Origin of the sequence: Aurantiacibacter sp. D1-12 (assembly GCF_028858515.1) — a bacterium.
Classification (GTDB): Bacteria; Pseudomonadota; Alphaproteobacteria; order Sphingomonadales; family Sphingomonadaceae; genus Alteraurantiacibacter.
The window spans coordinates 98,986-124,154 of record NZ_JAPJZJ010000006.1 but is presented as its reverse complement, the minus strand read 5'-3'; the positions used below and the strand labels follow the sequence as shown (position 1 = coordinate 124,154).

At 60.5% G+C, this 25,169-nt stretch carries 32 protein-coding genes; 20 read left to right on the top strand and 12 right to left on the bottom strand.

Translation table 11 applies throughout. The features are described 5' to 3' along the window. The first annotated feature begins 11 nt into the window (after positions 1 to 11). From hslO to queC, 3 genes are all read left to right on the top strand, one after another. On the top strand, positions 12 to 908 hold the full coding sequence (gene hslO / locus OOZ52_RS12605) for an Hsp33 family molecular chaperone HslO (RefSeq protein WP_274698887.1): 897 nt from the start codon (positions 12 to 14) through the stop codon (positions 906 to 908). A 98-nt stretch (positions 909 to 1,006) separates the two neighbouring features. Next, a complete protein-coding gene (locus OOZ52_RS12600) occupies positions 1,007 to 1,408 on the top strand; it encodes a DUF3617 domain-containing protein (RefSeq protein ID WP_274698886.1) in 402 nt (133 codons plus the stop codon). A gap of 50 nt (positions 1,409 to 1,458) precedes the next feature. Continuing rightward, on the top strand, positions 1,459 to 2,154 hold the full coding sequence (queC, locus tag OOZ52_RS12595; RefSeq protein WP_274698885.1) for a 7-cyano-7-deazaguanine synthase QueC: 696 nt from the start codon (positions 1,459 to 1,461) through the stop codon (positions 2,152 to 2,154). On the opposite strand, the gene OOZ52_RS12590 is transcribed toward queC, so the two are convergent. Genes OOZ52_RS12590 through OOZ52_RS12575 form a run of 4 tightly spaced genes read right to left on the bottom strand, consistent with a single transcriptional unit; the run spans position 2,155 to position 5,108 of the window. Then, on the bottom strand, positions 2,155 to 2,688 hold the full coding sequence (locus OOZ52_RS12590; protein WP_274698884.1) for a superoxide dismutase family protein: 534 nt from the start codon (positions 2,686 to 2,688) through the stop codon (positions 2,155 to 2,157). Positions 2,689 to 2,748: 60 nt separating this feature from the next. Beyond that, positions 2,749 to 3,207 (bottom strand): DUF2793 domain-containing protein, encoded by a 459-nt coding sequence (locus OOZ52_RS12585; RefSeq protein WP_274698883.1) that lies wholly within the window; start codon positions 3,205 to 3,207, stop codon positions 2,749 to 2,751. Between the two features lie 7 nt (positions 3,208 to 3,214). After that, positions 3,215 to 4,810: a GTA baseplate fiber-binding domain-containing protein gene (locus tag OOZ52_RS12580; protein WP_274698882.1), complete on the bottom strand. Its 1,596-nt coding sequence runs from the start codon at positions 4,808 to 4,810 to the stop codon at positions 3,215 to 3,217. A gap of 22 nt (positions 4,811 to 4,832) precedes the next feature. Beyond that, positions 4,833 to 5,108, bottom strand: coding sequence for a hypothetical protein (locus OOZ52_RS12575; protein ID WP_274698881.1), 276 nt, complete (start codon positions 5,106 to 5,108; stop codon positions 4,833 to 4,835). A gap of 247 nt (positions 5,109 to 5,355) precedes the next feature. On the opposite strand from OOZ52_RS12575, the gene OOZ52_RS12570 reads away from it, so the two are divergent. Further along, positions 5,356 to 6,003 carry a YqaA family protein gene (locus tag OOZ52_RS12570; protein WP_274698925.1) on the top strand — a complete coding sequence of 216 codons (648 nt, stop codon included), beginning with the start codon at positions 5,356 to 5,358 and terminating at the stop codon, positions 6,001 to 6,003. After that, a complete protein-coding gene (locus OOZ52_RS12565) occupies positions 6,004 to 6,702 on the top strand; it encodes an aquaporin (RefSeq protein ID WP_274698880.1) in 699 nt (232 codons plus the stop codon). It begins immediately after the preceding gene. Here the strand turns inward: OOZ52_RS12565 and spt are convergent. Together spt and OOZ52_RS12555 are read right to left on the bottom strand one after the other, a co-directional pair. Further along, positions 6,695 to 7,945: a serine palmitoyltransferase gene (spt, locus tag OOZ52_RS12560; RefSeq protein ID WP_274698879.1), complete on the bottom strand. Its 1,251-nt coding sequence runs from the start codon at positions 7,943 to 7,945 to the stop codon at positions 6,695 to 6,697. The genes OOZ52_RS12565 and spt overlap by 8 nt on opposite strands. Positions 7,946 to 7,952: 7 nt before the next feature. Beyond that, entirely contained in the window at positions 7,953 to 8,195 is a 243-nt protein-coding gene (locus tag OOZ52_RS12555; protein WP_274698878.1) for an acyl carrier protein, read from the bottom strand. A gap of 150 nt (positions 8,196 to 8,345) precedes the next feature. Here OOZ52_RS12555 and OOZ52_RS12550 point away from each other — a divergent pair, with 150 nt between their 5' ends. Next, positions 8,346 to 8,894, top strand: coding sequence for a Pycsar system effector family protein (locus OOZ52_RS12550; protein ID WP_274698877.1), 549 nt, complete (start codon positions 8,346 to 8,348; stop codon positions 8,892 to 8,894). Between the two features lie 6 nt (positions 8,895 to 8,900). Here OOZ52_RS12550 and OOZ52_RS12545 read toward each other — a convergent pair whose 3' ends face one another. Further along, positions 8,901 to 9,293, bottom strand: coding sequence for a response regulator (locus OOZ52_RS12545; protein WP_274698876.1), 393 nt, complete (start codon positions 9,291 to 9,293; stop codon positions 8,901 to 8,903). A gap of 22 nt (positions 9,294 to 9,315) precedes the next feature. Between OOZ52_RS12545 and OOZ52_RS12540 the strand changes: the two genes are divergently transcribed. Genes OOZ52_RS12540 through OOZ52_RS12520 form a run of 5 tightly spaced genes read left to right on the top strand, consistent with a single transcriptional unit; the run spans position 9,316 to position 12,611 of the window. Continuing rightward, on the top strand, positions 9,316 to 9,639 hold the full coding sequence (locus OOZ52_RS12540; protein ID WP_274698875.1) for a DUF3572 family protein: 324 nt from the start codon (positions 9,316 to 9,318) through the stop codon (positions 9,637 to 9,639). Continuing rightward, positions 9,636 to 10,274 (top strand): HAD family hydrolase, encoded by a 639-nt coding sequence (locus OOZ52_RS12535; RefSeq protein WP_274698874.1) that lies wholly within the window; start codon positions 9,636 to 9,638, stop codon positions 10,272 to 10,274. Before OOZ52_RS12540 ends, OOZ52_RS12535 begins: the two co-directional genes overlap by 4 nt. Further along, positions 10,264 to 10,719: a RidA family protein gene (locus OOZ52_RS12530; RefSeq protein WP_274698873.1), complete on the top strand. Its 456-nt coding sequence runs from the start codon at positions 10,264 to 10,266 to the stop codon at positions 10,717 to 10,719. Before OOZ52_RS12535 ends, OOZ52_RS12530 begins: the two co-directional genes overlap by 11 nt. A 5-nt stretch (positions 10,720 to 10,724) precedes the next feature. Continuing rightward, positions 10,725 to 11,462, top strand: coding sequence for a glycerophosphodiester phosphodiesterase family protein (locus OOZ52_RS12525; RefSeq protein WP_274698872.1), 738 nt, complete (start codon positions 10,725 to 10,727; stop codon positions 11,460 to 11,462). Between the two features lie 9 nt (positions 11,463 to 11,471). Further along, positions 11,472 to 12,611, top strand: coding sequence for a GNAT family N-acetyltransferase (locus OOZ52_RS12520; protein WP_274698871.1), 1,140 nt, complete (start codon positions 11,472 to 11,474; stop codon positions 12,609 to 12,611). Here the strand turns inward: OOZ52_RS12520 and OOZ52_RS12515 are convergent. Continuing rightward, a complete protein-coding gene (locus tag OOZ52_RS12515; protein WP_274698870.1) occupies positions 12,608 to 12,940 on the bottom strand; it encodes a hypothetical protein in 333 nt (110 codons plus the stop codon). The genes OOZ52_RS12520 and OOZ52_RS12515 overlap by 4 nt on opposite strands. Before the next feature lie 305 nt (positions 12,941 to 13,245). Between OOZ52_RS12515 and dksA the strand changes: the two genes are divergently transcribed. The 5 genes from dksA to OOZ52_RS12490 all read left to right on the top strand — a co-directional run bounded on the left by dksA (position 13,246) and on the right by OOZ52_RS12490 (position 17,004). Beyond that, positions 13,246 to 13,704 carry an RNA polymerase-binding protein DksA gene (gene dksA / locus OOZ52_RS12510; RefSeq protein ID WP_274698869.1) on the top strand — a complete coding sequence of 153 codons (459 nt, stop codon included), beginning with the start codon at positions 13,246 to 13,248 and terminating at the stop codon, positions 13,702 to 13,704. Between the two features lie 158 nt (positions 13,705 to 13,862). Beyond that, complete coding sequence (locus OOZ52_RS12505; RefSeq protein ID WP_274698868.1) at positions 13,863 to 14,201, top strand: PilZ domain-containing protein; 339 nt, start codon at positions 13,863 to 13,865, stop codon at positions 14,199 to 14,201. 76 nt (positions 14,202 to 14,277) lie between these two features. After that, positions 14,278 to 15,771: an ABC transporter substrate-binding protein gene (locus tag OOZ52_RS12500; protein ID WP_274698867.1), complete on the top strand. Its 1,494-nt coding sequence runs from the start codon at positions 14,278 to 14,280 to the stop codon at positions 15,769 to 15,771. A gap of 21 nt (positions 15,772 to 15,792) precedes the next feature. Beyond that, the gene (locus tag OOZ52_RS12495; RefSeq protein WP_446698130.1) at positions 15,793 to 16,254 is read left to right on the top strand and encodes a DUF4112 domain-containing protein; all 462 of its coding nucleotides are present in this window, start codon (positions 15,793 to 15,795) and stop codon (positions 16,252 to 16,254) included. A 54-nt stretch (positions 16,255 to 16,308) separates the two neighbouring features. Further along, entirely contained in the window at positions 16,309 to 17,004 is a 696-nt protein-coding gene (locus tag OOZ52_RS12490; protein ID WP_274698866.1) for a hypothetical protein, read from the top strand. 10 nt (positions 17,005 to 17,014) lie between these two features. On the opposite strand, the gene OOZ52_RS12485 is transcribed toward OOZ52_RS12490, so the two are convergent. Further along, positions 17,015 to 17,623, bottom strand: a complete 609-nt coding sequence (locus tag OOZ52_RS12485) for an HNH endonuclease (RefSeq protein WP_274698865.1) — start codon at positions 17,621 to 17,623, stop codon at positions 17,015 to 17,017. 125 nt (positions 17,624 to 17,748) lie between these two features. Here OOZ52_RS12485 and gluQRS point away from each other — a divergent pair, with 125 nt between their 5' ends. From gluQRS to OOZ52_RS12470, 3 genes are read left to right on the top strand one after another with little or no spacing between them, the layout of a single operon-like run. Further along, on the top strand, positions 17,749 to 18,594 hold the full coding sequence (gene gluQRS / locus OOZ52_RS12480; protein WP_274698864.1) for a tRNA glutamyl-Q(34) synthetase GluQRS: 846 nt from the start codon (positions 17,749 to 17,751) through the stop codon (positions 18,592 to 18,594). Beyond that, complete coding sequence (locus tag OOZ52_RS12475) at positions 18,591 to 18,818, top strand: HIG1 domain-containing protein (RefSeq protein WP_274698863.1); 228 nt, start codon at positions 18,591 to 18,593, stop codon at positions 18,816 to 18,818. Before gluQRS ends, OOZ52_RS12475 begins: the two co-directional genes overlap by 4 nt. 23 nt (positions 18,819 to 18,841) lie before the next feature. Further along, positions 18,842 to 19,408, top strand: a complete 567-nt coding sequence (locus tag OOZ52_RS12470) for a cob(I)yrinic acid a,c-diamide adenosyltransferase (protein WP_274698862.1) — start codon at positions 18,842 to 18,844, stop codon at positions 19,406 to 19,408. Here the strand turns inward: OOZ52_RS12470 and OOZ52_RS12465 are convergent. From OOZ52_RS12465 to mutS, 3 genes are read right to left on the bottom strand one after another with little or no spacing between them, the layout of a single operon-like run. Beyond that, complete coding sequence (locus OOZ52_RS12465; RefSeq protein ID WP_274698861.1) at positions 19,405 to 19,821, bottom strand: YidH family protein; 417 nt, start codon at positions 19,819 to 19,821, stop codon at positions 19,405 to 19,407. The two genes, OOZ52_RS12470 and OOZ52_RS12465, sit on opposite strands and share 4 nt — an antisense overlap. 39 nt (positions 19,822 to 19,860) lie before the next feature. Further along, positions 19,861 to 20,109: a hypothetical protein gene (locus OOZ52_RS12460; protein ID WP_274698860.1), complete on the bottom strand. Its 249-nt coding sequence runs from the start codon at positions 20,107 to 20,109 to the stop codon at positions 19,861 to 19,863. A 23-nt stretch (positions 20,110 to 20,132) separates the two neighbouring features. Further along, positions 20,133 to 22,757, bottom strand: a complete 2,625-nt coding sequence (gene mutS, locus OOZ52_RS12455; protein WP_274698859.1) for a DNA mismatch repair protein MutS — start codon at positions 22,755 to 22,757, stop codon at positions 20,133 to 20,135. Between the two features lie 110 nt (positions 22,758 to 22,867). Here mutS and OOZ52_RS12450 point away from each other — a divergent pair, with 110 nt between their 5' ends. Beyond that, positions 22,868 to 25,159 carry an NADP-dependent malic enzyme gene (locus OOZ52_RS12450; protein WP_446698129.1) on the top strand — a complete coding sequence of 764 codons (2,292 nt, stop codon included), beginning with the start codon at positions 22,868 to 22,870 and terminating at the stop codon, positions 25,157 to 25,159. Positions 25,160 to 25,169: the final 10 nt, after the last annotated feature.

Genomic DNA, 25,169 nt, shown 5'->3' with positions numbered 1-25,169 from the left:
ATATCCGCCGCATGACCGACACACAAAGCCAGACTTTCTCGGACCGCCTTCTGGGCTTTGCAATTCCGGAGCGCCATTGCCGTGGACGTACAGTGCGCCTCGGACCCGTTCTCGACGAGATCCTGAGCGCGCATGACTATCCCACCGCGCTGCGTCATTGCTTGTCAGAGGCGCTGGTGTTGGCGGCGCTTATGGGCGGCCTGCTCAAGGGCGAAGGCGATCAACTGACCATGCAGGCACAAAGCGAAGGCGGTATCGCGAATCTGTTAGTGTGTGATTATCGCGACGGAGAATTGCGCGGCTATATCGAGCACGATCCTGCGCGTTTCGCCGATGGCGGCGCAAGCGCTTCCCTAACCACGCTGTTTGGCAGGGGTCATCTCGCGATCACCTTCGACATCGCCAAAACCGGGAAGCGCTACCAGGGCATCGTGCCGCTTGAAGGGGAATCCCTGTCTGCCGCTGTCGAGAGCTACTTTGCGCAGAGCGAGCAGGTGCCAACACGCATTCGCACAGCGATTTCATCGGGGGCGAGCGGCACTCTGGCGGCCGGCCTGCTGGTGCAGCATCTGCCTGACGGAGAAGAAGGCCGCGAACGCCTCCACGCGCGGCTTGACCATCCTGAATGGGAGCATGTCTCCATTCTCGCGGATAGCCTTCGCCATGAGGAGCTCGCTGATCCCGAGCTTCCCCTTGAGGAGCTGATCTGGCGGCTTTACCACGAGGAAGATCAGGTAAGGGTCCTCCCCGGGCCGGTGCTTGGGAAGGGGTGCCGCTGTACCGAGGCGCATTTTGAGGACGTTCTGTCCCGCTTTCCCAAAGAGGATCGCCGCGAGATGGCCGATGATGACGGAATGATCGTGGTCGATTGCGCCTTCTGTTCACGCGCTTTTGCGATCCAGGATTGATTCTTTCTCGAATTTCAACCCTTTGATGGCAAGGCATGCGCAATTGGTCGTTCACAATTCATCTGATATGATTTGTGAGATGAGTAAGGATGGATGAGATGAACCTTAAGCGCACAGCACATTTTATTGCAGGCGGGATTGCAGCGGTATTTGCCGTAATGCCTGCCGGTGCGCAGCAGTCAGAGCTTGCCATGCTCGATTCGCTCGATCACGGTGCCTGGACGCTGCAGCTGCGCGGCAATGATCGGAGCACACGCATCTGTGTGCGCACGGGCCGCGAATTCATCCAGCTGCGCCATCGACAGCCGGGGTGTGAGCAATTTGTTGTGCAGGATGATCCTGGAGAAGTCACCGTCCAGTACACCTGCCGCGGTAATGGCTATGGCCGCACGACGATCCGGCGTGAAGGCAATGGTTTGGTGCAAGTGCGCAGCCAGGGCATCCAGGGCGGTTCGCCGTTCTCGCTCGAAGGTGAAGCGCGCCGCACCGGCAGTTGCTGAGTAGCGCCTGCCCCTTGCCGTAATGGCCAATCGCGCTTAGCGGAGCGGCCATGAGCAACCCCAAACCTGTCGCCCCTAAACCTGTAGCAGTTGTCCTGCTTTCCGGCGGGCTCGATTCCATGGTCACGGCCGGGATCGCGCGCGAGCAGGGCTTTGCGCTTCATGCTTTGACTATCGACTACGGCCAGCGTCACGTGCGGGAGCTGCAATCGGCGCGCGCTATCGCGAAGAAGCTTGAGGTCGAGCGGCATGTCGAGCTGCCTCTCGATCTGCGCGAGTTTGGCGGTTCGGCCCTGACTGCCGATATCGATGTTCCCAAGTCCGGTGTCGGGAACGACATCCCTGTCACCTATGTTCCCGCGCGCAATCTGCTGTTCCTCGCCTTGACGACCGCATTTGCCGAAAGCTCGGGGTCTAGCGATCTGTTTATCGGTGTGAATGCGCTGGATTATTCGGGCTATCCCGATTGCAGACCGGAATTCATTTCCAGCTTTGCAGAGACAGCACGGCTAGGAACAAAGCAGGGCGTTGAGGGCAGACCCTTCACCATTCACGCACCGCTCCAACATATGAGCAAGGCGGATATTGCCAGCGAATGCGCGCGGCTGGGTTTCGATCCGGCCTGGAGCTGGTCCTGCTACGACCCGACACCAGAGGGCAAGGCGTGCGGCCTGTGTGACAGCTGTCGCCTGCGCAAAAAGGGTTTCGAGGAAGCGGGCGTGACCGACGGAACGGTCTACGCCTGATCAGCTTCGGGTCACGATTCCGCAGGCCACGCGGCTGCCTGCTGCGCCTGCAGGGTCGCTACGATAATCGTCCGCACCTTCGTGTACGACCAGCGCGGTGCCATCGGCATCGAAGATTGCGGTTTCCACAGATGTGCGTGTGCCTCGAAGGATTGTGCTCATCGTACCCGCACCATCATCGGCAATAGTTACATTGGGGAGGTCGCCCAAATGCGCGCCACGCGGGTTGAGCGTGCCGTGCTGTTCGCCTCCGGGATTGAGATGTCCGCCAGCCGAGGTGAAATCGCTCGCACTGCAGTCGCCGGACGTGTGCAGATGCACTGCATGGGTGCCGGGCGAGAGCGCGGTAAAGCTGGCGTTGATCGTCACCTCGTCGCCCAGAGAAAACAGACGTGCGGTGCCCACTTGCGCGCCCGAGCGGTCCAGCACCTTCACCGAGGCGATCTGCGTTGCGGCCGCTTCGTAAGCAGTCTGGCAGCCGGCCAGTGCGAACAGGGCAATCGGGGCGGCAATCAGCATCTTGCGGGTGTGCATAGGCGAGCTTCCTTGTTGCAGATATGTCTTCCATAACTCTGCACCCGATCGCCTTGTTCCTCAAACAGCCGGAAGAATTCCGGCACTCACAAGCGCAGCAATCAGACCGGTAATGGCCGCGCGCGCTTCAGTATCCTCGGTCGTGCCGCCAGAGGGGGCGCTGACAGTGGCCGCATATTGCCAGACACCGTCAAAGCGCGCTGTCACCCGGGCCGCCTGATCGAACACCTGCATTCCAGGCTGCGGAGAAACGAACACCCAGTTGCCCGCCTGCCAGCTGGCGAGGTCCCCTGCGTTATCAGCCCAATCCCCGCTCGGAGTGGAGCCGACGATCCATGTCGCGCCATCAGGCGGCGTGACTGGTGGAACATTGGCTTCGCCCTCCACGGCGGGGTGAAGCAGAATGTCGAGCCGTGCGTGTGCTTCGTTGATGGTGAATTCTTTTTGCGCCTGCGCGGTGAAAAGGTTCGGCAACACGTAGCGCGGCGTTGCGGCGGTAAAGGAGACGGGATCAGTCATTGGGACCTCAAGCGATTGTGGTGAGAAAGAGGGGGATGGAGCGCGCATGGGTGCCAATCTGGCGGACCCAGACCGACGAACCCGCGTGATCGATGAGTAACTGGGCTGCTGTAGCGGCGCTGATTTCGAGCCCGGGGGAGCTCACTTCCCACGTGAGCGACGGCGTATCGGGGTCGCCAATGCCTACCTCGTAGAGCTCGGCCTGCTCGACCAGCGGTGTCTCGACCGTGCTTTCCCAGGTCCACACCCCGCGAGCCCGGCGCGTCCAGCGAAGCGTCATACTGCCGCCGGGTAGCGTCGTAACGTTTGCCCGGACCGGAGAGAGCGGTTGCAGTGTTGTGCCGCGCCCTTCAATCGCATCGGCAACCGGTTCGGTTTCGGCCAGCCCGATGGCCGCGATCTGGGTGGCCGCTCCCAACGTATCGCTATCAAGCAGGACCGGATGATCGTCGAGCAAGACAAAATTCGAGCCAGCTGCGTGCCCGGCATGCGCTGCATGCTCTGTAGCACCGCGACCACGCAGGAGGGTAGAAAGCTGCCAGCGTCCGCTGCCCAGATCTTGCGCCTTTGCAAACTGGATGATTTCCCCACCCAACAATGCGCGATTTCGTCCGTCGGCAAGCTCCTCTATCGAGCCGCTGTCGAGCGATAGATCGTCCGATACCAGCTGGACGATGACTTGTGTGTGCCGATCAATCAGGACGGTCCGCGCGGCAGAAATGGCGGTCTCCAGCGTGCCGATCACGCTTCGTCGCGAACCAGTATTTCCGATAGGGATGAGCCGGCTGCCGATTAGTGCATAGAGTGCCGCGCCCCGCCATCCGGAAGTGACCGATGATGCGGCGGCAAAGACTTGCGGCTGATTCGAAGCACCCGTTCCATCCCACGGCAACTCGAATGCCTCGAGCAAGGTCGGGCTCGCCAGCAGATCCAATTGCGGTAATGATCTGCCGCCTTCGGTCGTAGCTTCCACACCCTTGCGATGGGGCAAGCGCAGCAATTCGAGCTCGACGCCATTTTCGCGCCATTCCCATGCTTCGATGCGCCACTTGCCGGACTTTCCGGGTACCGAAACCACTTGCCCGGGCTTTAGCTCCGGGTCGATCTCGGCAATGCGATAGGCGAGCCGGTCCTGCGCCCAGCGCGCGCGTTCGGCGGCACCGTCTGCCAGCAACCGGGCCGAACTGGCGCGCATTGCGCCAGGGAATTCGATCAACCGGTTACGCCCGGGCGTGGCTCTTCCCCCGGCGCGCTGCATGCCTACCTGGTAGTCTCGATCGATATCGTAATAACGTATGCCTGCAGGAATGCGGGTTTCGTCTGCGCTCGTGCGTTCCGTACGCCCTTCGCCGCCGCCGAAGCCATCACCGCTTGGATCGACAACGGGTTCAGGCAGGGCAATCTCGGGATTATCATCGGGATCGCTGGAGGTGAACGCGAGCGCAATACCATCGGCGTTGCTGGCGATCGGATAGATCCGATCGATTGACCCGAGCGTTTCGACCAGAGCGCCGCCTTCGTCCGAATAGCCTTCCAGCGATGGCAATGGTCGATCCACAGCGATGTCGCCGGGTAGTGGGCGGAGCAGTTCGGTCAGGCTCACGTTGCCATTATCGGCGATAACTTCAAAGGTCAGGCTGCGGATTGCGCAGGAAGCCGAGGACTTCCAGTTCGAGATGTTCGTATCCTTCGAGCAGCGCTTCGTTCCAGCGTTCGCGGAAGCTCGCGTCCTCACGGCGCAACTTGTAGGCGCGGCTGGGGTTGCAGCCTGCCATTTTGGCAGAGGCCGTGACGTTTGATGTTTCTGCCAGAGTGTCGAGAAACAGCCCCACCCAATGTCGGGTGAGCCCTTCCTTCTCCCCGACCCTTTGCTCGGGCCGCAGTTTGATCTGTTTGGCCATGTATTGTGATCCCGTCTTAACGCGAAGCTGGCCAGCACGAAAAAGGGCGGCTCCCCTGCGGGACCGCCCTGAAAGGCATCGTGCTGCCGACTCGCTTTATCGCGATGTTCCGTTTCTCTAACCAAACAGTGTCACAATGTCAATATAAAAGTGCCAAATAGGTTATTTTGTTGGACTTGCCTAGAGGGGCGCGGTGGCATATTGGGCGCGCTCTGCCTTGGTACGGGATGATTGCGAAATGATGCGTCTGCTGCGCGCGCTGTATGACTGGGTGATGGAGAAGGCCGCGCATCCCAAGGCGGAGTGGTGGCTGGCGCTGTTCGCCTTTGTCGAATCGAGTTTTTTCCCGATCCCGCCGCACCCGCTGCTCGGCCTGATGTGTCTGGCGAACCCGAAGAAGGCGATCCGTTACGCGCTGATCGCTACCGTCGCGAGCGTGCTGGGCGGACTGTTTGGATACGCTATTGGCGCGCTTGCCTATGAAGCGGTGGGCGCATGGCTGATCGGCGCACTGGGGCTTTCCGAGAGTTTCCCGCCCGCCGCCTGTTACCTGCGCGAATACGATTGGGAAGTGATCGTGGTCGCAGGCACCACTCCGGTGCCGTTCAAGCTGCTGACGATCACTGCTGGCTTTATCGAGATGAACCTCGTTACCTTCTTCCTCGCTTCGCTCGCAGGGCGTGGGTTCATCTTCATGACGGTGGGCGTGCTGTTCCGCCTGTTCGGTGCGCCGATCAAGGCGATGATCGACAAGTATCTCGGCACGCTGACGACGATTTTCGTCGTGCTGCTGGTGGGCGGCTTTATCGCCTTCACGCAGTTCGCTGGTGGCGGCGAGGGCGAGACCGACCCCGCCGACCGCTGCGCACAGGTAACTTCGCTCGACGATATCTAGATGGCTGAGCCTGCAACTCCTAACCTTGCCAGACGCCTGACTGCCGAGGCGTTGGGCAGTTTCTTCCTGTTTGCAGGTGTGCTCGGTTCGGGCGTGATGGCGGAGAATTTGGCGGGTGGGAATGTCGCGCTGGCGCTGCTCGCCAATACGATTGCGACGGGCGCGATCCTCTACGTGATTATCGCGCAGTTCGGACCCATTTCGGGAGCGCATTTTAACCCGGCGGTGACATTGGCCTTCTCGCTACGGAGGGAGATTAGCTGGCGGGCGGGTGCCGCCTACGTCCTGATGCAGATCGCAGCCGGCGCACTCGGCGCATTTGCGGTCCACCTGATGTTCGATCTGGAGATCCTGCAATTCAGTACCAAAGCGCGGGCCGGGATCGGGCAGTGGACGGGTGAAGGCGTGGCGACCTTTGGCCTGGTGCTTACAATACTTGGCTTGCTGCGTCACCGGAGTGAAGCAATCCCTGCGGGAGTGGCGCTCTACATCACCGCGGCATACTGGTTCACGAGTTCAACCAGCTTTGCGAACCCTGCGATCACTATCGTGCGAAGTCTGTCAGATACCTTCGCCGGGATCGCTCCCGCCGATGTCCCAGCCTTCATCGCAGCGCAATTGCTGGGGGCAGTGCTGGCAGTGGTGCTAGGCGGCTGGTTGTTTACTTCCGAACAACGGGAAGAGGGTCCGCCTAAATAATTCCTACAGCCTTCCCGGCGTTCTGGAACATCTGCAGGATCGTCTCGACCTCTTCGGCTGAATGCTCGGCGCAGAGCGAGCAGCGTAGCAGGGTCATGTTTGCAGGCGTTGCCGGTGGGCGCGCGAGATTCACGTAGAGCCCTTCCTGCAGCAGCGCGCTCCACATGGCGGCACCCTTCTCCAGGTCAGGCATGATCACCGCGACGATTGCACTCTGCGGTTCATCCGTGCCGAGCGTGAAGCCCATTTCGGTAAGACCCGAATGCAGCCGCTTGGAATTCTCCCAAAGGTGCGCGCGCTTGTTCGATCCGTGCATCAGCTTGCGGATCGATGTCGCCGCGGTCGCCACCACGCTCGGGGGAAGCGAGGCGGTGAAGACATAGGGGCGACACATCAGCCGCAGGATTTCGAACTTCGGGTGGTTGGACACGCAGAAGCCGCCAACCGTGCCGACGCTCTTGGAGAAAGTGCCGATGATGAAATCGCAGTCATCGATGATGCCCGCTTCTTCGCAAACACCGCGGCCGTTCTCTCCGATGAAGCCCATCGAGTGTGCTTCATCGACTAGCACCATTGCGCCGTTTTCCTTGGCGATGCGGACCATTTCGGCGAGCGGAGCAACGTCGCCCAGCATCGAGTAGACGCCTTCCAGAACGACGAGCTTGCCCGCGCCTTCGGGAATACGCTTCAGGCGCTTTTCCATCGCCTCGATATCGTTGTGCTTGAACGGCACGACTTCGGCATTGCCCATCGCGCAACCATCCCAGATGGAGGCGTGGCTATCGATATCGAGCACCACATAATCGCCCTTGCCGGCGATGGTGGAAATGATCCCGAGGTTGGCCTGGTAGCCGGTCGAGAAGACCATCGCGTGATCCATGTCATAGAATTCACGCAGCGCGTCTTCGCACTCCTTGTGGCCCTGGTACGTCCCGTTGAGAACGCGGCTGCCGGTGGTGCCCGAACCGAAATCGTCAAGCGCCTGCTTTCCGGCCTCGACCACGTCCGGGTCAAAGGTCATGCCCATGTAGTTATAGGTACCGAGCAGGATGGTGTCGCGCCCGTTGCAAATCGCGCGGGTGGGCGAAAGCACTTTCTCCATGACGAGCGAGAACGGGTCTTCAACTCCGCTCGCGAGCAGGTTTGCACGCATCGCTATCGTGTCATCGAACTTGGAGAACAGATCCGTGCTGCCCCCGGTCAACTTCTCTGCCTGGTCCGGCTGATCAATACCTTCGCTCATGATCGGCTCACGCCTCGACCATCTTTGCGACCGCGTCGACGAGGTTGCCGTAAGTCTCGATCTCGGCCTGCTGGTTCATCGAGATGATGATATCGAACTCGTCTTCGATTGCGGCGACGAAATCCATTACGGTCAGGCTGTCAAACTCCAGATCCCCGGCAAAAGTCGTGGCATCGGCGATGTCCACTCCCTTCTTGTTGAACGGCTCGATTATAGAGCGGATGCGGGTATCAATCTCGGCACGGTCCATAGATGGTCCTATCTTCCAAATAATGCTGTTGATCGCTCATAGTGCGAAGCTTGTCTCGCGGCAAACCTTGCACGCGCTTGCTTGTCAAGCGCACCACGTGGTGGCAGCGTTCACGCATTGTCTGACCGGTGCATGCGCGAAGGGGGAAGCATGAGCGACATTCCTGTGGTTGAAGGGGCGAAGAATGGCGCGGAGGCGCGCGGCTTCAGCCCGCATGCCATCCATATGCTACGTACGGTGCAAAACAACACACTTATGCTTTCGCAAATGGCGGATCAGAAGGCGAGTATCCTGATGGGCGCGACATTTCTGGTGTTTTCGATCTGCGTCAGTCGTTCGCTGACCGGCGATATGCCCTGGTCTCTCACCGCGCTGGCGGTGTTTGCATTCCTCAGCTCGATGCTGGCCGTTCTTGCCGTGCTGCCATCGGTTTCCAAGCCAAGTGGTGCCGCTGCACCGAATCCGCTGTTTTTCGGCCACTTCACCAGCATTGATGAGGAAGAATGGACCAAGGGCGTGGTGGCTCAGCTGGAAGGCGACGAGAAAGTCTTCCGCGCCATGCTCCGCGATATCTACCAGAACGGGCAAGTGCTGCAGCGCCGCAAATACCGCTTCCTTGGCTATGCCTACCGTGTGTTTATTCTGGGATTGATTGTCACGCTGGCAACATTCGCAGTGGAAGTCGCCGCTACAGGATGATCCGGCCTAGTGAGCGGTTGCGTCTTGTTCGGCCTGTTCCACCAGGCCCCTCACTGCAGCCATGAACGGCCCGATACTGACAGGTTTGGACAGATAGCCTTCTGCACCCAGCTCGCGAATCCGCTCTTCATCGCCTTTGCCGGCATAGGCGGTAACCGCCAGCACAGGTACGCCAGCCAGATCGGCATCCCCTTTCAGAGTAGCGATCAGATCGAGGCCCGATACATCCTGCAACTGGATATCCATCACCACCAGATTCGGGATGAACTCGCGTGCCCTTTCGATGGCGAGATTCCCGTCAGCGACAGGTTCAACGGCAAAGCCGCCCGCCTGCAAGACGTCGCAGAAAAGTTTCCGGTTCAGATCGTTGTCCTCGACAACGAGGATTCTCTTCGTCATTGCGCCCCCGAACGCTTTCATTGTGTCGAAAGCCGGTAAACACCTTTACCGTGATTGTAGGGGGCTGACAATTCGTAACGATCCGGAGCCGAAATCGCAGGACAAGTCGGAGCTTGCCTTGGCGGCGCTCGGCTGGGTGCTGATCGATCCCGACAGGGCACAGCGCTTCCTTGATCTGACCGGCCTGACTCCAGACGGGTTGCGCGCTGCGATCGGTGATGAAGCAACCCACCGTGGGGTGTTTGAATTTCTCGCTGCCTATGAGCCTGATCTGGTCGCGGCTGCCGCAGCCCTGGGGGTCGCGCCCGAAACAATAGTCCGCGCGCATCAGGAGTTCGGTGCATGAGCCGCCCGTTGGTCGTTACGGATTGCGATGAGGTGCTGCTGCACATGGTGCGCCATTTTGCCGATTGGCTGGGGCGCGAGCATGACATCGATTTTGCGCTTGAGGGAAACCCGTTTGCCCAATCGATGACCCGCCGCGGTAGCGATGAAGCGCTGGACGAGAAGGAGGTCTGGGCGCTGCTCGGCAGTTTCTTCGACACCGAAATGAGCACGCAGACGCCCATCGCAGGCGCGGTGAATGCGATTGCCGAATTGCAGCGTGATGCCGATGTCGTCGTGCTTACCAATCTCGCCGATCACCGCTACGAATCGCGCCGGGCGCAGTTGCTGGACCTTGGCATTACCGCGAAGGTTTACACCAATCAGGGGCCCAAGGGCCGTGCGCTGGATGCTATCGTACAAGAGTATTCGCCCAGCAGTGCGCTTTTCATCGATGATCTGGCGGTGCATCATGCCTCTGCCGCCAAGCATTCGCCCGCGATCCATCGCCTGCATTTCTGCGGAGAACCGGCGATTGCGCCACATATTCCTTGCGCGCTGGAGGCGGGCAATGCCCATGCGCGGATAGACACTTGGGATGATGCGCTGCATTGGATCCAGAACACATTGTACGGAGAGAATAGCAATGGCCGTTGAAGACCGCCTCGCCAAACTTGGCATCACCTTGCCTCAAGCTGCCGCACCGGTTGCATCCTATGTCCCCGTCGTTGTGACGGGCAATATGGCTTTCGTCTCGGGGCAATTACCATTTGTGTACGGTCAAGTGATGGTCGGTAGGCTGGGTGATGATGTCTCGGTTGAACAGGGAGCTGCTGCTGCGCGAGCCTGCGGACTGATGATCATCGCGCAGCTCGTTTCCGCCGGCCTGGCCGACCGCGTAGACCGGATTGTGAAACTGGGCGCATTTGTTACCTCAACAGCGGATTTCACCGATCAGCCCAAGGTCGCTAACGGCGCTTCTGATTTGATGTCAGAGATCTTCGGCGATGCCGGAACGCATGCGCGCGCGGCGGTTGGTGTTCCCAGCTTGCCGCTTGGTGCCTGTGTGGAAGTCGATGCGATCATCACACTGAAAGACTGATCGCCATGGCCGACCACTCCTGGCTTTCCGAACGCCCCTACGCCCATCGTGGACTGCACGAGACTGGCGTGCCGGAGAACTCGCTAGCCGCATTCAGCGCTGCGATGGAGAGGGGCTTTGGCATTGAATGTGATGTGCGGGTGAGCGCCGACGGCCGGGCAATGGTCTTTCATGATGCCGAACTGGATCGGTTGACGGGGCAATCAGGAAAAACCGCTGACCAGAGTGTGGGCGCGCTGACGGCGCTGACGCTACTCGGCTCGAAAGAAAGCATTCCGACCTTGCGCGATATGCTGGCGCATGCGGCTGGCAAGGTGCCACTGCTGCTTGAGTTGAAGAGCGACAAAACTACCAATGTTCACAAGCTCTGCCGCGCGGTCCGGCGCGATCTTGAAGGCTATTCGGGCCATGTTGCCGTGATGAGCTTCGACCCGCGGATTTCTGCGTGGTTTGCCCAGCGTGTGCCGGGCATGGCGCGTGGCCTGGTGATAACCGAGGAAGGTGCGCGTACGCTAACCGGCGGCTTCAAGCGCGCCGCCTTTATCCGCCATGCCAAGCCGCAATTCCTTGCTTATGATATCCGTGATTTGCCCAGTCGCTTTGCCAGCAAGCAGGCCGCGCGCGGATTGCCCTTGCTCACATGGACGGTGCGCTCCAGTGCGCATGCGCAAACTGCCCTGGAATGCGGCGCTACGCCCATCGCCGAAGGTCCGGGGGTGGCGGCATGGGAATCGCTTACCTAAATCAGTCTAATGGCTGACAGCGAACTGCGCGCGCGAATTTCGGGATCGGTTGGCGAGATTGCCAAGGCCGACTGGGATCGGCTGGCGGGCACGGACAATCCATTCGTCTGTCATGACTTTCTTACGATACTTGAAGAATCTTCAAGTGTCGGACCGGGAACAGGCTGGCAGCCCGCGCCCATTATTCTGGAAGACGATGCGGGACACCTGCTCGGCGCCCTGCCGAGCTATCTCAAAGGGCACAGCCAGGGCGAATATGTGTTCGATCATGCCTGGGCCGATGCCTACGAGCGGGCTGGCGGTGACTACTATCCCAAGCTTCAAATCGCCGCGCCCTTTACGCCTGCAACCGGCCCGCGGCTGCTGATGGCGGACGAGAGGTCGGCCGCGCCGCTACTCCAGTCAGCCATGCAATTGCTCGTACAGAACGGCTGGTCGGGTGCGCATGCGACATTTGTCGAGCCTCGACAGGTGGAGCTCTTCGAACAGTCGGGTTGGCTGCGGCGGGAGGATATCCAGTTTCACTGGAGCAATCGCGACTTTGCCAGCTTCGACGATTTTCTTGCCACGCTAACTTCGCGCAAGCGCAAGGATCTGCGCAAGGAACGGCGCACTGCAAATGCAGGTATTTCGGTGAAGGCGCTCTCGGGCGATGATATCAAGCCCGAGCATTGGGATGCCTTCTGGCTGTTCTATCAGGATACCGGCGCACGCAAATGGGGCACGCCCTATCTGACACGCGAAGCTTTTGAATTGTTCGGGGAGCGGATGGGAGAGAAGCTGTTGCTTCTGCTGGCCTACGAACACGGTCTGCCGATTGCCGGTGCTTTAAACTTCGTCGGCGGCGAGGCGCTCTATGGCCGCTATTGGGGCTGCCTTGCGGACAAGCCGTTCCTGCATTTCGAGCTATGCTATTACCGGGCGATCGATGCAGCGATCGAGCGCGGGTTGAAGCGGGTTGAAGCGGGTGCTCAGGGCGGACACAAGCTCGCCAGAGGTTATGAGCCTGTCACCACCACCAGCATGCACTGGATTACCGACCCCGGTTTTCGCGCAGCAGTGGCCGATTTTCTCGAAGCCGAACGACACGGACTGGCGATGGATCGCATGCACCTTTCGCGGCACACGCCATTTCGCCAGATCGCTTAGGCGGCGCGGCTCGAACCCTGACGCATCCATTCGCGGGCGCGGCGCTGCGCTTCGGAAATTTCACGAGCGGTCATTTCGTCAGAAATGTCGGCGCGGCACCAGCTGGCAGCTTCGTGGCCTTTCGATGCGGCAAGGTTGAACCACTTGTGTGCTTCCACCATGTCGCATTCAACACCGTGGCTTCCGGTCGAGAAGGCAACGCCCAAGTCGTAATAGGCGTTGATGTCCCCGTCGGCTGCCGCCGTCAGGCAGCGTGCTACCAGCATGTCGGCACCGCTAACATCGGCGGCTTCAACTTTTGCAAACGTTTCGATCTTGGCAAGTTCCATGACCGCATTCCCCTATTTCCAACCGGTTTCCCAAATGCCCGGCTTTTCCAATGACCCGATGTTTTGACGAACGTGGTCAATAAATGGTTAACGCCAGGCCATGTTTGTTAACCTTGGCCTTGATGAAGGCCGCCGTGCAGGGTTTCTGTGCGTTTTGGCGATTGCTTCTTGTGTGTGGCTTTGCCTGTCCGTATAGGCGCGCCCGATCACGGTGCTTTTGCAGATGATCGCTGAAAGATCCGCAACAACGGACAGGCGACGCTGCTGCAGGGGAAGCACGCGCTGAACGGGATTTGGAGTGACTGATGGCAACTGCCATGCATGATGACATTGATGTTCTTGCCAAGGCGAAGCGGGCCCTGTCCGCTGACTACACGCCGAGCGATGACGAAGAATACATGTCGACCAAACAACTCAACTATTTCCGTGTTTTACTGCTGGAATGGAAGAAGTCTGTAGTGGCTGCAGCAGAAGACACGCTGCAGCATTTGCAGGAAGGTCCGATCCGCGAGCCGGACCTCAATGATCGCGCCTCGAGCGAGACTGACTGGGGTATCGAACTGCGTACCCGTGACCGTCAGCGAAAGCTTATCGCCAAGATCGATTCCGCCATGCGCCGCATCGATGAAGGTGAGTATGGCTGGTGCGATGTCACCGGTGATCCGATCGGCATCAATCGTCTGATCGCGCGCCCGATCGCGACCATGACGGTCGAGGCGCAGCAGGCACACGAGCGCCGCGAAAAGATTTCGCGCGACGACTGATCCAGTTTGGGACAGTTTTACAAGTCCTGACAGGAATTAACTTTCGGTTAGCGGGTTTTCGCGCATTCCGCCTGAGTGATTTGATCACGACGAGTGCGCGCATTCTGGCGCGCACGGGATGACCGAAAAAGCGATGATCGAGGACTCGAGTGAGCGCGATGAGCAATGTCGACACCCGCCAAGTTGGCCGTGACAGCCTGTTCCTGCTCGCGCAGGTGCGGGTCGATGGTCAGGACAACGCCAGCCGCGTGAAGGTCCGCAACCTTTCTGCTGGCGGCATGATGGCCGAAGGCGAAATGGACGTCATTCGCGGCGCCCGTGTCGAGGTGGAATTGCGCAATCTCGGCTGGGTCGCCGGCACGGTTGCGTGGTGCCAGGGCAATCGCTTCGGAATTGCGTTCGTGGACGAGATTGACCCCAAACTGGCGCGTGCACCTGTCGCGGGCACCACCGTCAACCACGATGCAGGCGGCGAACAGAAGTTCCGTAATATCTGATGGTTTTGCTGCGCGACGTGCGCGGCAAAAGTCTTTCGGTTGAAGCGGCCTTCACACCGCCCTATTCATGAGCGTGATGTTACGTTCGCCACAGGACTTCTTGCGCACCATAGCACTGCTGCTTTCCAGTGCCTTGCTTGCTGCCTGCAGTGATCGCGAAGGTGCTGTCGATGTCGCACTGATCGGATCGGAAGAATCGGCATATACCGATGGATTGCGCCTTGCCGCTGATGCGCAGCATGTGCGTGCCGCTACGCAATCGGGTCTCGTCGCCTTCAATGGCAGAGGTGAAATTGTGCCCGCACTGGCAGAGCGCTGGGTGCCAACCGATCAGGGACAAAGCTTCTTCTTCCGGCTACGCGAAGGCGCATGGCCAAACGGTGAGGAGCTGAACGCCGCTTCAGCGCGGACAGCCTTGTTGACCGCGATCGGTCAGCTGGAAAACACCTCGCTCGGCCGGGATCTCGCAGTGATCGAAGACATACGTGCGATGACGGATCGCGTGCTCGAAGTGCGGCTGAGCGCGCCCGAACCGTACCTTCTGCAATTGCTCGCACAACCCGAACTGGCCCTGCGCCAACCCGGTGGCGGGACAGGACCCATGATCCTGCAGCGGGATGACGAGCGAACGCTACTGATGTTCAAGCCACCGCTCGATCGCGGGGAGCCCATGCAGGAGGATTGGCAGGACTACGTGCGCGATATCAATATTCACGTCGCCGGTTCCCAAGATGCAATCACCCTCTTCAATGATGGTGAGGTAGGCGTGGTGCTGGGTGGCGATCTCGGCGGATTGCCGCTTGTCGAAACCGGCCCGCTCACAACAGGCACCTTGCGCATCGATTCCCCGTTTGGGCTGTTTGGACTTCTGGTGCGGCAGGAAAGCGGCCTTTTGGGTGATTCCGGGGTGCGCGAAGGGATTGCCATGGCGATCGACCGTGAACGTCTTTTGGCCGAGTTCAATGTCAGCGGATGGCTACCCACAACACGCCCGGTCTCGCCCGGCCTGCCGGGTGATCCCGGGCTGGTGGCAGAGCGCTGGTCCGACCAGCTGATGGCTGATCGCCGCGATGTTGCCCGCTCGCGCGTTCGCGCCTGGCGACAGCGATCGGGTGAGGGAAACCCTGCACAGCTGGTGACCATGTCCATTGCCATGCCGCAGGGTGCGGGCTGGGATACACTTTTCAATAATCTGGCCTTGCAACTGGCAGAGATCGATATCCGCTTGGTGCGCGCAGAAGCACGCAATCAAGCCGACCTGCTCCTGATCGACCGGATCGCCCGCTATCCCGCGCCACGCTGGTTTCTCAACCAGTTCCATTGCTCGCTCCGCCGCGGTCTGTGCAGTGAAGAAGTGGACGCTCTGGTCGAAGAGGCGGTAGCGCAGATTGATCCCGCCCAGCGAGCCACCTTGATGGCGCAGGCCGAAGCCGAGCTAACGCTGCAAAACGTCTATATTCCATTAGCTTCGCCGCTTCGCTGGTCGTTGGTGCGTGGCAGCGTGGATGGCTACTCGGCCAATGCCAATGCCTTCCATCCCTTGCCTGAACTGGCACAAATCCCCAGATAGGGGGTGAGGAGGAAGCCGCTGATGGTCGACAATCGCAAACCTGTTCCGATGCAGCCAGAGCCGTTTGGCGCCGATGCGGCGCGGCCCGGCCAGATGCACTTTGACCTGCCGATGGGTAAGGATGTGCACTCGATCCGCCGCCGGATTGAAGTGATGGAGCAGGTGCTGGAGCGCAGCTTCGTCATCCCCGGTCTCAATCGTCCCGTCGGTCTCGATTCTATCATCGGCCTGGTGCCGGTGGTGGGTGACATCATCGCCATGGGCATGGGCGCCTACATCGTCTGGGAAGCGCGCAACCTGAACCTTCCCAAATGGAAGCTGGCGCGCATGGCCGCCAATGTCGGGTTTGATAGCTTGGTAGGCGCTGTGCCGGTGGTGGGCGACGTGTTCGACTTCCTCTTCCGTTCCAACACCCGCAACCTGCGGATCGTGAAGAAGCACCTCGACAAGCATCACCCGGAAAGCAAGGTGATTGAGCAATGATAGGCTTGCCCATTCGTGGTTGACAGAGTTAGTGTGTTGCTACACTAGAACAGCATGAAAAATATGCTTGTTGCTGCCGTTGCGCTTGCCGCCGGCCTTTCCGCACCAGCCAATGCGCAGGATCAATCCGCCGATGCCGAAGAGATCGTAACCATGGAGCCAATGCGAAGTGCTGAAGGAGCAAGTGTCGTCTCGCTTGCCGACCCTGAGATTCGCGTCCGCGTTCCCGAAAATGCGACCTATGTCGGTGCGGTGCGCTGGCCGCTCTATGGCGTTGCCGATGCAGAGATTCATGCCTTTGTCGAAGCTGACGAGCATGGCCTCGTCCAGCGTGCCTATCTTGTCCAATTCGAGCAGTATCTGCCGGACAATGACTACGCCTACAATTACGCCGAAAGTAACCCTGAAACGGTCGAGCTGAATGGCCATACGCTGCATGTGCGACCCGGCTTTATGCGTGCTGTCAATCCGAATTCGCGCGCGGATTCCGACGGTGCGCAGTTCCGCCGTTTGGTCACCGATGCGGGCTATCGCCTGCCGACGTACATGGCGACTGTACGGTTTGTGGAGCTGTTCGAGCCCACGCTGCGCAAAGAGCTGCTCATTCTCTATGTCGAGAACATGGATCCGGTGCTCACCCAAATGGGCGGCGCGATGATGGAGGGGCGAGAAGGCGTGACTTTCGCCGAATTGATGCCGCCCTTGATCGGTCGCGCGATGGAGGCCGTTAGCTTGGAGCCAATCGACTAGGCTGGCGCGCCTACTCCTCCAGCTCGATATCCCAGTAGAGCCAGTCCCGCCATGTCTCGTGCAGGTAATTGGGCGGGAAGCTTTTGCCCTGTTGCTGGAGCTGCCAGCTCGTCGGTTTAATGGGCTTGTACTGTAGCCGCATGTTCGCTTGCTGCGGTGTGCGGCCACCTTTCTTCATATTGCAGGGCGCGCAGGCGGTGGCGATGTTTTCCCACGTGGTCTTCCCGCCCAGACGGCGCGGAATGACGTGATCATAGGTCAGGTCCCTCTCGCTCCCGCAATACTGGCAGGCGAAGCGATCGCGCAGGAACAGATTGAAGCGCGTGAAGGCGGGAAACTGGTTGGGCTTCACATATTGGCGCAGCGCGATGACGCTGGGGACCTTCATGTCGAGCGATTGCGAATGCACCGCGCGGTCATAGGTCGCGACGATATCCACCCGCTCCAGGAAAACCGCCTTGATCGCGGTCTGCCACGGCCAGAGGCTGAGCGGGTAATAGGAAAGTGGCGTGTAATCCGCATTGAGGACGAGCGCGGGGCAGCTTTCCAGCTTGCGCGTCGGGTCATCGGCAGCGCTGCGGAAAACCGCGGTTCTCTCAATCAGTTCGGCTTTGAACACGTGTGGTGTCCTCCCGTGATTGACTGGAGTGTGCATTTGCACAGGAAAGCGTCAAGACTGTTACAGACAGGCTATCCACAGGGATGTGCACACGGGCCGCGATCTGGCATGGGGCGCAGAGCACCATGATTGTCACGCGTTTCGCCCCAAGCCCCAACGGCTCGCTGCATCTCGGCCATGCCTATTCCGCGATTGTCGCACACGATCTGGCGCGCGATGCCGGTGGCCGCATTCTGCTGCGGATCGAGGATATTGACGGCGCCCGCTCACGCCCGGAACTGGCCGATGAGTTCCGCCGGGATCTTGAATGGCTGGGGCTGGAGTGGGAGGAAGTGCCCGCGCAGTCCACGCGGCTGGCGAGCTACGAGGCGGCGGCCAATCGGTTGCTCGAAATGGGTATGCTCTATCCCTGCACCTGCACCCGCGCGGAGATTGACGCGCTGGAGCCGCGGATCGGCGCGCAGGGCGTGATCTATCCGGGAACCTGCAAGGGCGAGAACTTCGATCCCGATCGAAAGGCGGCGCTGCGGCTGGATGTAGACGCGGTCATGGCGAAGGTCGGGCAGCTCTCATGGCAAGATGCGCTGGCCGGGGAGCAGGTGGCCGACCCGCGTGAATTCGGCGATGTCGTGCTCGTCCGCAAGGATGCGCCCGCCAGCTATCACCTCGCCGCGACGTTGGATGATGCTGCGGACGGCGTCACGCTTGTCACCCGTGGGCAGGATCTGTTCGCCGCCAGCCATATTCACCGCTTGTTGCAAGAGTTGCTGGGTTTGCCGGTGCCGCGCTGGCATCATCACGGGTTGCTGCTGGATGAAGACGGCAAAAAGCTGGCGAAGCGGCGCGGCTCACCCTCGCTTGCAGATCGGCGTGAAGCGGGTGAAGACGGCAAGGCACTGGCAGAATCGCTGCGTATAGGCCAAATGCCGTGTGGAATTACACTGCCACACTACCCACATGAGGGCACATGAACACGTTTCTGACCATAATCATCATCGTCCTCGCCATCATGGTGGTGGTTTCGCTCGTGCGCGGCGTGATCGCCTTCCTGCAGACAACCAAGGTTGATCTGGAGAACGGCGGCGAGAATTCGCAAGAGCTGCAGATACGCCAGAATCAGGCGATGTTTGCCCGGATCAAGTATCAGGCACTTGCTATAGTGGCCGTTGTGATCCTTCTCGCCATCAATAGCTGAGACCGGATCGGAGTCCGGGTAAGATGGTCAAACTCAACAAGATCTATACCCGCACGGGAGACGATGGGACTACGGGGCTCGTCGACGGTTCGCGTCTGCCCAAGCACGCGTTGCGGATGGAAGCCGTTGGCGCGGTGGATGAGGCGAACTCGGCGCTCGGTCTCGCTGCAGTTGTTCTCGCGGGCGAGCACGCCGACGACATCTACCGCCTGCAGAATGACATGTTCGATCTGGGCGCCGATCTCGCCACGCCGGGTGAGGACTTCGAGCCATCCGAAATGGTTCTGCGCATGATCCCCGCTCAAGCCGAATGGCTGGAGGCGCGGATTGATGCAATGAATGAAGGGCTGGAGCCTCTCACCAGCTTCGTCCTTCCCGGTGGCAATGAAGCAGCAGCGCGATTGCATGTCGCCCGTGCGTGTGCACGCCGCGCGGAGCGTCGCCTGACCGCACTGGCTGATGCAGAGCCGGTCAATCCGGCCGCACTCGCTTTCATAAATCGGCTGTCGGACTTTCTGTTCGTGTTGTGCCGTGTTGTGAATGACAATGGTGCCGCCGATGTGAAATGGGTTCCCGGCGCGAACCGTTAGGCGGTTTCGGCAATAGTTCCGTCGTTCAGCACCCAAAGCGCGGCAATCAGCAGCGCGGCGCCCGCAGATATGGCGTAGGCAATAAAACGGATGTTGGGCAGTTTGGGCGAGTCTATCGCGTGCGATGAAAGGCGGTTGAACGCCCTGCACGCCCGCCGTTCTGCACTGATGGCAAACACAATCGCGAGTGCGATGAACATCGTGGCAATAGCCTTGGCGAGCCACGGCGGCTCGAACTCGCCGAAGAGGGCGCGAAAACCGATGCCTATCGCAATCGCGGCAAATGCGGTGCGCATCCAGCCGGCGAAAGTGCGTTCGAGCGCCATGATTGTGCGGTCTTCGGCCCAGTCGGTCCGATCTTCCGCCATCGCGGTCGACTGGTCCTTCTCGCCACTAAAATTCCCGTCTGCCATGATCAGCCAATGAACGGGGCTGGATGCGGGTTCCCGGGTCTACTTCTCTTCACCGAAGCCGCCGTCACCCCAGCCGCCGGTTTCGGCAGGGGCATTGGCAGACTGGTTTTGCGCCGGCTCGGGTGCGCCTTGCCCTCTGGCTGCAGCGCGCTTTTCTTCAAGCTGACCGGTCGCGGTGAGCAGGTCGCCGGCGTTCTCCTCGGTCCCGACCATGCGAAACACGGCAAACAGTATGCCGCCCACGAAAACGAGCGCCCCTATCCTGCTCTTGAACATGTATCCACGCATGGGCGCACGGTAACGCTTGGCGGTTAATCTGCGGTTTGCTCCGCCAAACGCTTCAATTCATACAGCAATTCCAGCGCATCGCGCGGGGCGAGGGCATCCACATCAAGCGCATCGAGCCTTTCGCGCAAGGCATCGCCATGGGTCTCGTCTTCGTCCGCAACAGCGGCAAAGAGCGGAAGCTCGCCCAGCCCCGCAGCCAGACCGCCGGTTTCCTCGCGGCCTTTCTCCAGCTTCTTGAGCACACCCTTTGCGCGGTTCACGACAGGGGCAGGAACACCCGCCAGTTTGGCGACGGCAAGGCCGTAAGAACGGTCTGCCGCACCCTCTGCCAGCTCGTGCAAGAGGACGAGATCACCCTTCCATTCCTTGGCACGGACGTGGTGCAGGCTGAGTGCCTCGCAGGTCTCCGCCAGCCGCGCCATCTCGTGATAGTGCGTGGCAAACAGGCAGCGTGACTTGTTCGTTTCGTGTATCGCTTCGGCCACCGCCCATGCCAGCGCCAGCCCGTCATAGGTGCTGGTACCGCGCCCGACTTCGTCGAGAATGACAAAGCTGCGTTCGCTCGCTTGGCTGAGGATCGCTGCGGTCTCGACCATTTCGACCATGAAGGTGGATCGGCCGCGGGCAAGATTGTCCGATGCACCCACGCGGCTGAACAGCTGGTCGACCAGGCCGATCCTTGCTGCCTTGGCGGGAACGAAACCACCTGCCTGCGCCATCAGCACGATCAGCGCGTTCTGCCGCAGGAACGTCGATTTACCGCCCATGTTCGGCCCTCCGACCAGCCAGAGGCGGTCGCTTGCCGACAGTGTGCAGTCATTCGCGACAAAGCGCTCACCCGTTTGTGCCAGTGCGCCTTCGACCACCGGATGACGGCCAGCCTCGATAGCGAGCACAGGGTCTTCAGCGATTTCGGGCTTGCACCATTCACCTTCGCTCGCGCGTTCGGCCTGACCAGCGGAGACATCAAGGCGGGCAAGGGCAGCGGCGGTGGCGGCAATCTCCTCGCGGCGGTTGTCGACATGCCCGGTCAGTTCCTCGAAGTGCGCTTCTTCGGCTGCGAGCGCACGGCCGCCCGCTTCGGCAATCCGTCCGGCCTCTTCGTGCAGCGTCAGCGAATTGAAGCGCACGGCGTTGGCCATCGTCTGGCGGTGGGTGAAGCCGCTGTCGGGCGCCATCAACTTGTCGGCGTGCTTGGCAGGCACCTCGATAAAATAGCCGAGCACACCGTTGTGCTTGATCTTGAGCGAGGGGGTATCGGTCTCCTCGCGATAGCGCGCCTCCATCGCGGCGATGGCACGGCGGGCATTGCCGGAGACTTCACGCAATTCGTCGAGCGCGTGATCGTATCCGCCAGCGATATAGCCACCGTTCTGCCGCTCGGTAGGCGGCGAGGGGACGAGCGCGCGGCTGAGCAGGTCGGTCAGTTCGGCATGCCCGGTGAGTGCGGGCAGCAGGCGAGCGAGCAAGGCAGGCTTGTCCGCCTTTACTGCCAATATGTCATGGATGCGCCGCGCTTCGATCAGGCCATCGCGAACCTGACCAAGATCGCGCGGACTGCCGCGCCCTGCCACCAGGCGGCCGAGTGCCCGGCCAATATCGGGCAGGGCGCGCAGCAGGCCGCGCAGATCACCGCGCAGCAGGGGATCGGCGTGAAGATAGGCGACGAGTGCCAGTCGCTCCTCGATCGCGCTTCTATCTGCCAGCGGTGCAGACAGGTCTTCCGCCAGCAATCGCGCACCCGCACCTGTCACGCAGCGGTCGATTGCGGCGATCAGCGAGTGGGTTCGTCCGCCCTGTTGGCTGGCGAGGATCTCGAGGCTGGCGCGCGTCGCTTCGTCCATCGCCATGTGCCCGCCTGACTGCCGCGCAACCGGTGGCAGGAGCAGCGGCATATGCCCACGGCCGGCATGCTCAAGATAGGCAACGAGCCCTCCCGCCGCCGCCAGCATCGCACGGCTGAATTGTCCGAACCCATCCAGTGTCGCTACGTTGTGCAGCTTGGCCAACCGCGCTTCGCCCGCTTCGCTGGCGAAAGTGCGTTGCGGACGCTCGACCGCTTCGTAGGGCGCGTCTTCGAAACCTTCGGGCACCACGACTTCGCTCGCGCCGATCCGTGCGAGCACCGCGCCCAATCGCTTGGACGCGCACTCTTCCAGCACCATCACGCCGGTGGAGATATCGCAGCTCGCCACCCCGCAGGTGCCCCGCACCTCGCATACAGCCGCCAGCATATTGGCACGTCGCGGTTCGAGCAGTGCCTCTTCGGTGAGCGTGCCGGCGGTCACAAATCTCACGATGTCGCGCTTCACCAGGGCTTTCGAACTGGGCGTGCCTTCGCGCTTGGCACGGGCCTTGGCCTCGTCGGGCGTTTCCACCTGCTCGGCAATCGCGACCCGGCACCCGGCCTTGATCAGTCGTGCGAGATAACCTTCTGCCGAATGTACCGGGACGCCGCACATCGGCACCGGTTTACCATTGTGCTCACCGCGCGTGGTGAGCGCGATATCGAGCACGGCTGCGGCCTTTTTCGCATCGTCGAAGAACAGCTCGAAGAAGTCGCCCATGCGATAGAACAGCAGGCAATCATCAGCCTCGACCTTAAGGTCGAAATACTGCTGCATCATGGGAGTTGCGGAGCCAGCCATTGCGCGATCATGGCTAGCGGGACTCGTTGCGATTCGGGAAGGGCATGGCGCAAGGCTATCCCCTGTCTCACCTTTGGCGCACCCTCTATCGTTTCACACGCAATCGCTCTATGCGAAGCAGCGAACAAGGAGAATCCACGTTGTCAGAAGATTCCAACCGCAGCTTCACCGCCCGCGAAGCGCTGTTTTATCACGAGACCATTCGGCCGGGTAAGATAGAGATCATCGCTTCCAAGCCGATGACAACCCAGCGCGATCTGAGCCTCGCCTATTCGCCCGGCGTTGCAGTCCCCGTTGAAGCGATTGCGGAAAATCCTGCCAATGCCGCAAAGTATACCGCGCGTTCCAACCTTGTCGCAGTGATCTCCAACGGCACGGCTATCCTTGGCCTCGGCAACCTCGGCGCGCTTGCGTCCAAGCCGGTAATGGAAGGCAAGGCGGTGCTGTTCAAGCGCTTCGCCGACGTCGACTCGATCGATATCGAATTGGACACAGAAGACCCCGAAAAGTTCATCGAAGCGGTTGCTCTGATGGAACCGAGCTTCGGTGGCATCAATCTGGAAGACATTGCCGCGCCCGAATGCTTTATCATCGAGCAGGCACTGCGTGAACGGATGAACATTCCGATCATGCACGATGACCAGCACGGCACTGCGATCATCGCTGCTGCCGGCTTGATCAATGCAGCCCATTTGACCGGGCGCGATCTCAAAGATTGCAAGATGGTGGTGAACGGTGCGGGCGCTTCGGCGCTCGCCTGCACCGCGCTGATCAAGTCGGTTGGCGTGCCGCACGAAAACGTGATCGTCTGCGACCGCTCCGGACCGATCTATCCCGGCCGCGATGGTGTCGATCAGTGGAAGAGCGCGCATGCAGTCGATACGCCGCATCGCAGCCTCGAAGAAGCGTTGGAAGGCGCGGACATCTTCCTCGGCCTGTCAGCGGCAGGTGCATTGAAGCCCGAATGGGTGAAGAAGATGGCGGACAGTCCGATCATCTTTGCGATGGCCAATCCGACGCCCGAGATCATGCCTGACGAGGCAAAGCAAGTTCGCCCCGATGCGATTATCGCTACCGGGCGCAGTGATTTCCCGAACCAGGTCAATAATGTGCTCGGCTTCCCCTTCATTTTCCGCGGCGCGCTCGACGTACAGGCGACCGCGATCAACGAGGAGATGAAGGTCGCAGCGGCGCAGGCGATTGCCGAGCTGGCGCGTGAGCGAGTGCCGGAAGAAGTGGCGGCTGCTTACGGCATCAACCACAAGTTCGGCACCGAATATATCATTCCCGCCCCGTTCGATCCGCGTCTGATGGAGCGGGTTTCCTGCGCGGTGGCCAAGGCGGCGATGGATTCGGGTGTCGCGCAGGCACCGATCAAGGATTTCGACGAATACACCCTGCAGCTGCGCTCGCGGCTCAACCCCACGTCATCCGCGCTCACCCGCGTGTATGAAGATGCCAAGGCCAATCCCAAGCGGATGGTATTTGCCGAAGCGGAAGAGGAAGTGGCTCTGCGCGCTGCGATCCAGTTCCGCGATTTCGGCTACGGGACGCCGGTTCTGGTGGGCCGGACCGAAAAAGTCATGGAGAAGCTGCGCGAGCTCTCTGTTGAGGATCCCGAAAGCTTCGAGATCGCCAATTCGGCAAACTTTGAAGATATCGAGCCGATGGTGGACTACCTCTACAAGCGCCTCCAGCGCCGCGGTTATACCGAGCGTGATGCGCGCCGGATGGTCAATCAGGAACGTAACGTCTTCGCAGCGCTGCTGGTCGCCCTGGGTCACGGTGACGGGATGATTTCGGGCCTCACCCGTACATTCAGCCAGACTGCGCGCGAAGTAGCACGGGTCATCGATCCGAAACCGGGTGCGACACCGTTTGGCATTCACATGGTGGTGGGCAAGAACCACACCACTTTCCTTGCCGATACGACGATTAACGAGCGGCCCAGTGCCGAACAACTCGCCCATATTGCCAAGGAAACCGCGGCTGTTGCGCGCCGCATGGGGCATGAACCGCGGGTCGCTTTCATGTCCTATTCTACTTTCGGCAATCCGGCGGGCCAATGGCTCGGCAATATCCGTGATGCGGTCGCGATCCTTGATGCCGAGGATCCGGGCTTCGAGTACGAGGGCGAAATTGCCCCTGATGCGGCGCTCAACCCCAAGGTTATGGCGCTCTATCCTTTCAGCCGGCTTTCCGGCCCGGCGAACGTGCTCATCATGCCCGGCCTGCAAAGCGCCAACCTTTCGGCCAAGCTGCTGCGCGAACTGGGCGGTGATGCGACCATCGGCCCGATGCAGATCGGCATGGAAAAGCCCGTCCAGATCGCTCCGATGACCGCGATTGCGCCCGAAGTGCTGACCTTGGCCGTGCTCGCGAGTGCAGGGATCGTAGGGTAACCGCGACGCA

Coding starts and splice junctions, on each gene's coding strand:
- OOZ52_RS12565 (WP_274698880.1), top strand. CDS start 6,004: ATGGCTGAGCCTGCAACTCCTAACCTTGCCAGACGCCTGACTGCCGAG.
- OOZ52_RS12535 (WP_274698874.1), top strand. CDS start 9,636: ATGAGCCGCCCGTTGGTCGTTACGGATTGCGATGAGGTGCTGCTGCAC.
- OOZ52_RS12550 (WP_274698877.1), top strand. CDS start 8,346: ATGAGCGACATTCCTGTGGTTGAAGGGGCGAAGAATGGCGCGGAGGCG.
- mutS (WP_274698859.1), bottom strand. CDS start 22,757: ATGGCTGGCTCCGCAACTCCCATGATGCAGCAGTATTTCGACCTTAAG.
- dksA (WP_274698869.1), top strand. CDS start 13,246: ATGGCAACTGCCATGCATGATGACATTGATGTTCTTGCCAAGGCGAAG.
- OOZ52_RS12525 (WP_274698872.1), top strand. CDS start 10,725: ATGGCCGACCACTCCTGGCTTTCCGAACGCCCCTACGCCCATCGTGGA.
- OOZ52_RS12545 (WP_274698876.1), bottom strand. CDS start 9,293: ATGACGAAGAGAATCCTCGTTGTCGAGGACAACGATCTGAACCGGAAA.
- OOZ52_RS12600 (WP_274698886.1), top strand. CDS start 1,007: ATGAACCTTAAGCGCACAGCACATTTTATTGCAGGCGGGATTGCAGCG.
- OOZ52_RS12530 (WP_274698873.1), top strand. CDS start 10,264: ATGGCCGTTGAAGACCGCCTCGCCAAACTTGGCATCACCTTGCCTCAA.
- OOZ52_RS12585 (WP_274698883.1), bottom strand. CDS start 3,207: ATGACTGATCCCGTCTCCTTTACCGCCGCAACGCCGCGCTACGTGTTG.
- OOZ52_RS12475 (WP_274698863.1), top strand. CDS start 18,591: ATGAACACGTTTCTGACCATAATCATCATCGTCCTCGCCATCATGGTG.
- OOZ52_RS12505 (WP_274698868.1), top strand. CDS start 13,863: ATGAGCAATGTCGACACCCGCCAAGTTGGCCGTGACAGCCTGTTCCTG.
- spt (WP_274698879.1), bottom strand. CDS start 7,945: ATGAGCGAAGGTATTGATCAGCCGGACCAGGCAGAGAAGTTGACCGGG.
- OOZ52_RS12490 (WP_274698866.1), top strand. CDS start 16,309: ATGAAAAATATGCTTGTTGCTGCCGTTGCGCTTGCCGCCGGCCTTTCC.
- OOZ52_RS12515 (WP_274698870.1), bottom strand. CDS start 12,940: ATGGAACTTGCCAAGATCGAAACGTTTGCAAAAGTTGAAGCCGCCGAT.
- OOZ52_RS12590 (WP_274698884.1), bottom strand. CDS start 2,688: ATGCACACCCGCAAGATGCTGATTGCCGCCCCGATTGCCCTGTTCGCA.
- OOZ52_RS12495 (WP_446698130.1), top strand. CDS start 15,793: ATGGTCGACAATCGCAAACCTGTTCCGATGCAGCCAGAGCCGTTTGGC.
- OOZ52_RS12520 (WP_274698871.1), top strand. CDS start 11,472: ATGGCTGACAGCGAACTGCGCGCGCGAATTTCGGGATCGGTTGGCGAG.
- OOZ52_RS12555 (WP_274698878.1), bottom strand. CDS start 8,195: ATGGACCGTGCCGAGATTGATACCCGCATCCGCTCTATAATCGAGCCG.
- hslO (WP_274698887.1), top strand. CDS start 12: ATGACCGACACACAAAGCCAGACTTTCTCGGACCGCCTTCTGGGCTTT.
- queC (WP_274698885.1), top strand. CDS start 1,459: ATGAGCAACCCCAAACCTGTCGCCCCTAAACCTGTAGCAGTTGTCCTG.
- gluQRS (WP_274698864.1), top strand. CDS start 17,749: ATGATTGTCACGCGTTTCGCCCCAAGCCCCAACGGCTCGCTGCATCTC.
- OOZ52_RS12500 (WP_274698867.1), top strand. CDS start 14,278: ATGTTACGTTCGCCACAGGACTTCTTGCGCACCATAGCACTGCTGCTT.
- OOZ52_RS12470 (WP_274698862.1), top strand. CDS start 18,842: ATGGTCAAACTCAACAAGATCTATACCCGCACGGGAGACGATGGGACT.
- OOZ52_RS12450 (WP_446698129.1), top strand. CDS start 22,868: ATGCGAAGCAGCGAACAAGGAGAATCCACGTTGTCAGAAGATTCCAAC.
- OOZ52_RS12460 (WP_274698860.1), bottom strand. CDS start 20,109: ATGCGTGGATACATGTTCAAGAGCAGGATAGGGGCGCTCGTTTTCGTG.
- OOZ52_RS12465 (WP_274698861.1), bottom strand. CDS start 19,821: ATGGCAGACGGGAATTTTAGTGGCGAGAAGGACCAGTCGACCGCGATG.
- OOZ52_RS12575 (WP_274698881.1), bottom strand. CDS start 5,108: ATGGCCAAACAGATCAAACTGCGGCCCGAGCAAAGGGTCGGGGAGAAG.